Annotated in this window: 2 protein-coding genes; one reads left to right on the top strand and one right to left on the bottom strand. The window is 59.6% G+C overall.

Translation table 11 applies throughout. The features are described 5' to 3' along the window. Window positions 1–1,212, top strand: a 1,212-nt coding sequence (locus tag ACI94_RS04175; RefSeq protein WP_286681132.1) for a PKD domain-containing protein, incomplete at its 5' end; no start/stop codon positions are given. A 25-nt stretch (window positions 1,213–1,237) separates the two neighbouring features. Here ACI94_RS04175 and ACI94_RS04170 read toward each other — a convergent pair. Continuing rightward, window positions 1,238–2,464, bottom strand: coding sequence for a hypothetical protein (locus tag ACI94_RS04170; protein WP_224732817.1), 1,227 nt, complete (start codon window positions 2,462–2,464; stop codon window positions 1,238–1,240). Between the last annotated feature and the right edge of the window lie 164 nt (window positions 2,465–2,628).

Here is a 2,628-nt window from a genome sequence, read left to right as displayed (position 1 = left end):
ATCAATCTGACGCACACGGAGTACGGGTTCATAACCGTCTATGAGCGCCTTGAGCCCTCCTTCCTGGCCGACCCCGTGAACGGAACCGCACCCCTCTCCGTCAGGTTCACGGACACCTCGACCGGCGGACCGGAGTCCTGGCTCTGGGATTTCGGGGACGGCGTGACCTCGTCGGAGCAGAACCCGGAGCACACATACCTAAACCCCGGGACCTATACCGTCAGCCTGATGGTGGGGAGTGCTTTCCAGAACGAGACTGCGGTAAAGCACGGGTATATCCAGGTAGTTCCTGCGCCGACCCCCACCGTATCTCCAACACTGCCCATAACTCCTACTCCATCTCCAACAGTGCCGGTAACGCCCACTGAATCTCCAACAGTTCCCGTAACCCCGACACCAACGGTGAACGTCACCCCCACAGTCACCCCAACGGCGAGCGCAACCCCGACACCGACGGTGAATGTAACCCCGACTCCAACGCAGACGTCGCCAGGCAGCGGGTCGTCAGGCGGCGGTGGCGGAGGTAGAGGCGGAGGGGGAGGCGGTGGTGGCGGCAGCCTTGCCTGGACAGACCCTGGCTGGCGTACGCCGGCCTCGACTGCGGGACCGACGCCGAGACCAACCGCTACTTCCCCCTCAGGGGCCGACCCCGCGGTCTCAGCTCTCCAGTTCGTCTCGCCCGACGGTCTGGTCTCTCTCACGATTGCAGGAGGGATCAGCGCAGTCAAGACCTCCGGTGCGCCGGTTACGACGGTGACCCTCGAGTCTCTCGACGTCGATAGCGTGCCTCCCATCTCAGGGGAGGGTAGATACGTGTTTACCGGGTTTGCCTGCCTCATTGGGCCTGATGGGGCTGCTCTCTCACAACCGGCGACCCTCGTATTCAACTTCTCACAGGATCAGTGGGAGGCACTCTACGATGACGATAGGAAGAGACTCGTTGTGCAGCGCTACAACCGGTCAGCAGATGCATGGGAGGAGGCTATCACTACCGTCCATCCCGGGAGTTGGAGCATCTCAGCTGAGATCTCCAGTTCCGGTCTGTATGCGCTCTGTGCCGAGGTTTCTGAGGAGGGCATAGCAGAGATGGCCATGGACGGACTCGATCCGCAATTCTGGACCGGGGAATATACAAACCTCATCTTCGCCCTGCTCGCCCTCATCATCCTCTGTGGGGGAACGTACCTGTACTTCCGAAAAGATGGCCTTTAGGCGAAAAAAGCGGTGTGACGGGGAGTTACCCTCTCCACTTCCTTCCTGCAAGCACGAGGAGAGCAGCCCCGGCACCGATCGCACCGAATCCCGGTGCTGCCTGTGTAGGAGTCCCGGTAGGGGCTGCCGTCACCCCTTCGAGGTTGATCAGCCAGGCGGTGCTGGAGCCATCTGATGGGTATCGAATGCCAGCAAGGGTGTAGGTACCGTTGGGTGCGCCGCTTGCTGCATTGATTCCAGCATCAGGGAACGTTCTGTTCCACAGAATCGTCCCGTCCTCATCGGTCCCGAAGATGAACCCCTCACTGGTCCTCGCGTTCGTGCCTGCAACCACGTAGCCTCCGGGCTGCAGAGCGGCGGCATGCCCGCTTAAGCCCTCTATATTCTTGAGCCAGACCTCGGTGCCATCCTCTTCAACGAGTCCGTACCAGTAATTGCTTGTGTAGAAGAACCTCCCGTCATCGGTCTCCGTGATATCGTAGACGACCGGGGCCTGGTAGTTCCTCTCCCAGAGCGTCTGCCCCTCGGCATCCAGGCGGAGGAGGAAGGCATCCCCGAGATCGTTGTTGAAGGGCGATGTTGTCCCTCCGATGATGTACCCGCCATCGGCAGTAACGATCCCTGCGTATGCAGCTTTTCCGGGTATGGTCCGGTTCCAGGTGGGTTGGCCGTTGCCGTCGGTCTTTATGATGGTCGCCGTCGTGTCGCTCTCCGATCCGAGTGGGTTCCAGAGCCAGCCGATGACAGCGTAGCCTCCGTCGGCGGTCGGCTGGACTGCTGAGACCTTCATGTCCGGGAAGACCTGCCGCCACTCTTCCGTCCCGGCGGCGTCGGTTCGGATCAGGAACGAGCTGCCCTGGTAGACGAACCGCTGGTCCACCACGGTTCTGCTGGTGTTATAAGCGCCGATGATATAGCCTCCATCGGCGGTTTCTGCGACCGAGGCCGGTGCCATATCAGGGAATCTCTTCGACCACACCTCGTTTCCCTGACCATCGGTCTTTATGAGCACCGTGTACTCACTACCGCCGTAGAGATCTGTAACAGCGAAGCCGAGAGCGATATAACCGCCGTCTGTGATCGGTGCAACAGCATCGAATTTGCTGTAACTCTCCGGTGAAAATGACGCATTCCAGGCAATGGTTGGGGTTGTCGTGGCTGCAGAGGCCATCCCCATCGAGAGCAGCACTGCGATGAGCAGTACTGCCATGACCGTTTTCGGTTGCCAGATCTCTCGAACTCTTCCTGTCATGGAATCGATCACTGATGCGGTGCAACGTGCAAAAAACATACTGGTTTCTTACCGGTGCGCCGACAATCCCTTAATGAACGTGAACTCCCTATAGTTTTAGTGCGTGTTGGCAACATTCGACGGAACCTGGGTGCGCCTGAAGAGCGAAGGGCGCGTACTCTATG

The sequence above is a fragment of the Methanoculleus sp. DTU007 genome (assembly GCF_001512385.1).
In the GTDB taxonomy this organism is placed as follows: Archaea; Halobacteriota; Methanomicrobia; order Methanomicrobiales; family Methanoculleaceae; genus Methanoculleus; species Methanoculleus thermophilus.
This window is presented reverse-complemented; position numbering and strand designations above follow the sequence as displayed.

Coding starts and splice junctions, on each gene's coding strand:
- ACI94_RS04170 (WP_224732817.1), bottom strand. CDS start 2,464: ATGACAGGAAGAGTTCGAGAGATCTGGCAACCGAAAACGGTCATGGCA.